The sequence below is a fragment of the Methylobacterium nigriterrae genome, assembly GCF_037106235.1.
GTDB classification, from domain to species: domain Bacteria; phylum Pseudomonadota; class Alphaproteobacteria; order Rhizobiales; family Beijerinckiaceae; genus Methylobacterium; species Methylobacterium nigriterrae.
The window spans coordinates 1-4,222 of record NZ_JBAWTG010000244.1 but is presented as its reverse complement, the minus strand read 5'-3'; the positions used below and the strand labels follow the sequence as shown (position 1 = coordinate 4,222).

Annotated in this window: 4 protein-coding genes; 2 read left to right on the top strand and 2 right to left on the bottom strand. The window is 64.1% G+C overall.

Annotation, left to right across the window (positions count from 1 at the left end; all coding sequences use genetic code 11):
* Positions 1-367: 367 nt before the first annotated feature.
* Positions 368-1,096 (bottom strand): DUF7168 domain-containing protein, encoded by a 729-nt coding sequence (locus tag WDW90_RS35305; RefSeq protein ID WP_336492397.1) that lies wholly within the window; start codon positions 1,094-1,096, stop codon positions 368-370.
* A 461-nt stretch (positions 1,097-1,557) separates the two neighbouring features.
* On the opposite strand from WDW90_RS35305, the gene WDW90_RS35300 reads away from it, so the two are divergent.
* The gene (locus tag WDW90_RS35300) at positions 1,558-2,544 is read left to right on the top strand and encodes a Vgb family protein (RefSeq protein ID WP_336492395.1); all 987 of its coding nucleotides are present in this window, start codon (positions 1,558-1,560) and stop codon (positions 2,542-2,544) included.
* Between the two features lie 322 nt (positions 2,545-2,866).
* Positions 2,867-3,322: a thioredoxin TrxC gene (gene trxC / locus WDW90_RS35295; RefSeq protein ID WP_336492394.1), complete on the top strand. Its 456-nt coding sequence runs from the start codon at positions 2,867-2,869 to the stop codon at positions 3,320-3,322.
* 694 nt (positions 3,323-4,016) lie between these two features.
* On the opposite strand, the gene WDW90_RS35290 is transcribed toward trxC, so the two are convergent.
* A partial coding sequence (locus tag WDW90_RS35290; RefSeq protein ID WP_336492392.1) for a hypothetical protein occupies positions 4,017-4,222 on the bottom strand: 206 nt, incomplete at its 5' end.

Genomic DNA, 4,222 nt, shown 5'->3' with positions numbered 1-4,222 from the left:
GCATTCTGTAAAGGTGGCGCACAGCCGCCTGATCAAACCCGCCGAGTTGCGAGCGATTGGTGCGGAATTTCACCTGCACTGACTGTGCGCGGGCCGTCACTGGATTGTGCCTCCTCCGGCTGCAGAGCCGCCTGAGGTGGCAAACCATTCGACCTCGATCTGCTGACCGCCACTCGGCGAAGCTCTGCCTAACCCGTTTTGTACTCTTGGTGCCGCTGAGCCCGGCCGCCGAGCCCCTGCCGCCGGGGCGGCAACAACTCTCATCACTGAGGGAGGATGCATCTTTCGCTGAGGGTCGGCAGCGGGCGCCTTTAATCACGACGGCAGCCTCGGACTGGCCTGACGGGAACGAAGGACGAACCGGAAACTATCGCGCCTCCGTTCCGATCAAGCCCACCGTCCTCTCCGGCGGCCGAAGGCCGGGATCGAGAGCGACCTGCTCTCCGGCTGCGCGGCCGTGTCCGTAGTAGAGATCGAGATCGTTCGCTCGACGGCCGCGCAGGTCCTGGACCCTCATGTTCAGGCGTGCCAACTCGGCATCGATGAGCGAGTTCTTGAGCACGACGAGACCACTGCCGGACAGCTGCGGCGGCTTGAGCGACCGAATGCGTGTCGACAGCGAGTCCGCCATGCCGTCAAGGAAAGCGTTCCGGTGCCGACGCTGCACGTTCGGCCGGAAGAGAACCCAACCGCGTCCGACCCTGTCCAGTTCATCGCGCATCGCCCTAGAGCAGACGGCGAGCAGGTAGGTCGCGATCGCGGCTTCGTGCTGCAGGCCGAAGAAGGTGATGCGCACCGGGGTGACGCCGCTAGGGTTGGTCCAGCAGCGGGTGTCCGTCAGCCCTGCGATGGCGTCCGCAACCTTCCAGATCCGCTCCCCGATATCGCCTTCGACGCTGGAATCCTCCCGGGCGAACGGCGTCGCGCGGACCTCGACCTCGTCGAGCGTGAGGTCGTTCTCGGCGAGGAGTGCGGCAACCTTCTCGGCGGCTGCGATGGCCTCGACCTCCGTGCAACCCTTCGCGACCGTCCGGTTCCGCAGGTGGCGGATGCGATCCAGGATTTTCTGACGCTTGTCGGCCATGTCGTAGCCCAAGTGGAAGGCTCGACCATGCGGTGGTGAGGCTGGCGGGTAAAGGCTCGGGAGGGGGCGGCGTGCTTCCAGTCCCCGATTTCGATCACGGCCCACGAGGTCGCCTTCGGTCCCGCAACGTCAATGCCTGGCGTCGAACACCTCCTCTGCGTGTCCTGTCGAGCCGGCATAGTCTCGACCTCGAGCCCGCGCTCGGCCAGGAGTTCCTCGACATCATGGACGCTGAGGGAAAGGCGCAGATCCGGCCAGAGGGCCATGCATCGCTTGTCTTCCGCGCAGACCGGAACATTTTGAGCGGGATCAGAACGCTCTGAAGTAAGATGGAGCACTCCGTTTGTGATCTCGTCCCGGCCATCTCACCCGCGATAGCGGCCAAGATGAGCGTCCGCTCGGCCCCTCAGCGGCTGAGAGGCAAGGTCGCTCTTGCACGATGGGGGGCATTTAACCTGTTCGGAGGAGCTGTCATGGCTACCTGGCGCAACCGGACGCTGTTTGCCCTCCTTCTCGCCGCCTCAACGGTTCCAGCCCTGGCTCAAGCCCAGATGCCAGAGCGCCAAGTCTATCAGCTTCCCGAGAATGCCTCGCCGCACGATGTCACGCCGGCACCGGACGGGAAGGTGTGGTACTCGGCCCAGCAGAGCGGGGCTCTCGGCATTCTCGATCCGAGGACCGGAGAGGTCCGCCACGTTCCCCTCGGCAGGGGCTCGGCGCCGCACGGCGTCATCCAGGGACCGGATGGGGCGGCGTGGCTCACAGACGGCGGCCAGAATGCCATCGTCCGAGTCGATCCCAAGACTGCGGCGGTCAAAGCATGGCGCCTGCCGCAGGGCTCCGGCAATGCCAACCTGAACACGGCCGCCTTCGACCGCGACGGCGTGCTCTGGTTTACGGGCCAGAATGGGATCTACGGTCGCCTCAACCCGAACAGGGGCGAGGTTAAGGTATGGAAAGCCCCACGCGGCCAGGGACCCTACGGCATCACCGCTACGCCTGAAGGCGACATCTACTACGCCTCGCTCGCGGGCAACCACATCGCCAGCGTCGACCGCACGACAGGTGAAGCAAGGGTGCTTGAGCCGCCAACGCCGAACCAGGGCGCGCGGCGCGTGTGGTCTGACTCCACAGGCCGCATTTGGGTCAGCGAGTGGAATGCCGGCCAGCTTGGGCTCTACGATCCGAAGTCGAAGCAATGGAAGGAGTGGAAGCTGCCCGGGCAAGCGCCGCAGGCTTACGCAGTCTATGTCGACGAGCGCGACATTGTGTGGGTGTCGGACTGGGGTGCGGACGCGATCCTGTCCTTTGATCCACGGACAGAACAATTCACGGCCTATCCAATGTCGGAGAAGGGCGCGGGTGTGCGGCAGATCCTAGGCCGCCCGGGCGAGGTGTGGCTGCCAGAGTCGGCCACAAACCGTCTCATGGTCATCCGCACTGGTGCCTCAAGGCCGTAAGGACGGAGCTGTCACGTCGGGCGTTTTGCCTTGCAAATGCACCTACACTCCCCGACTGGGTCCCGCAGTATCAACGGCTGGCCGCCTGTGGACAGGTCCGCCCAGGCTATTCATGCGCAACTTTAGACCTCCCGGCCTCGGCCCTTGCTTCTGCAGTCCTGCCGCCGCGATCTCGTCCATGCGTCTCATTCCTGCGCCCGGATTACAGACACTCACGTGACCGTGGGGATCCATGTGCGCACCGGGGCATTTCGGAATCCAACGGATGTCTCAAGCGTTCCGGTTCGGGAAACGGCAGATGGACAGCAGGAGAGAGGAGCCGATGACCGCTGCCCGCAACATCGTATGTCCGCACTGCGCGCGGACCAACCGGGTCCCTGCCGACCGCCCGGCTAGGGCGGCGCGATGTGGGGCCTGCCACCATCTGCTGTTCGAGGGCCGTCCCGCCAAAGCCAATGCCGCCGGCTTTGCGAAGCATCGCCGAAACAATGACATCCCCGTCCTGGTGGACGTCTGGGCACCATGGTGTGACCCCTGCCGGGCTATGGCACCGATGTTCGAGCAAGCAGCCGCCGAGCTTGAGCCGGACGTACGCCTCCTGAAGGTCAACTCCGAGGAGGAGCCGGGCGTCGCGTCAGAACTGGGGGCCAGGGGGATCCCGGCCTTGTTCCTGCTGCACAAGGGCAAGGTGGTCGCGCAGACGGCAGGCGCGATGGAGACGTCTCGGATCGTCGCCTGGACCCGTGCGCAGATCGCCAAGGCTGCCGGCCTGCCATGACAGGAGAGGCTGACCTCTGGCAGCCGGGAGAGCTCCAGATAGGCATCCCTTCTCGCTCCACCGGGATCGATGTTGAAGATGATCGAAGCCACGGTTTGCCCGCCGCAACACTGACCGGTAGCGCCACCTTGCGCGCCTCAGGATCCTTGTCGCAGCAACAGGAAGCTGCTGCAGGCAGACAAGAACGTGATCGGACCCTAGGCAGGTTGCGCCCTCAACCGGGGACAACAGAGGCATTTTCTATAGAGATCATCTTCCTCTTGTCCCTGTTATCCCCGCGTTGGCGGCCCGGTGACGACGGAAGATCCCATCGAACATGGAGCTAGAGTGTTCCAGCGCGTCACTTGGAGGCCGTGGTCGCGTAGGCACGGTCGAGATAGTCTGAGGCGCAGTCGCTGAAGCGATGCGCGATCCCATCGAAGGCCGCCGTGACGGGCCCTCTCCGGAAGCACGCCGCTTGATCCGCCGAACGACCAAAACGGGCGCAAAGCGGAATGGCCGATCCTGGCCGATAACGGCCTGTCCGGTTCTGAGCGGAGAGTATGGAGAAGCGGACATTCAGCGCAGCTCAGGTAGATGCCTTGAAGTGACCCCTTGCGGACCATCCGCTCTGACCTTTCGAATGTCCGCTCGGAAGGCAGAATTGAACCTGAAAGCTGCGACCGCAACATCAGCAGGTACGGGCGGGTCATACTCAGAGTGTCCCATGATCTGTCTCCTGACCGGACCTGCTGGCCGGCTGGAGAAGGACTGTGGGGGCACCTAAAGGACTTTTGGCCGCTTGCAGCCTGACCGCTCTGGAGACGGCCAAAGCGGAGACCAGCCATTCGTTCGCGTCGGCAACAAAGCGGCAGACGTCGAACCCGACCCGGCCATTGTGTCGCAAATTCACTCCCACCC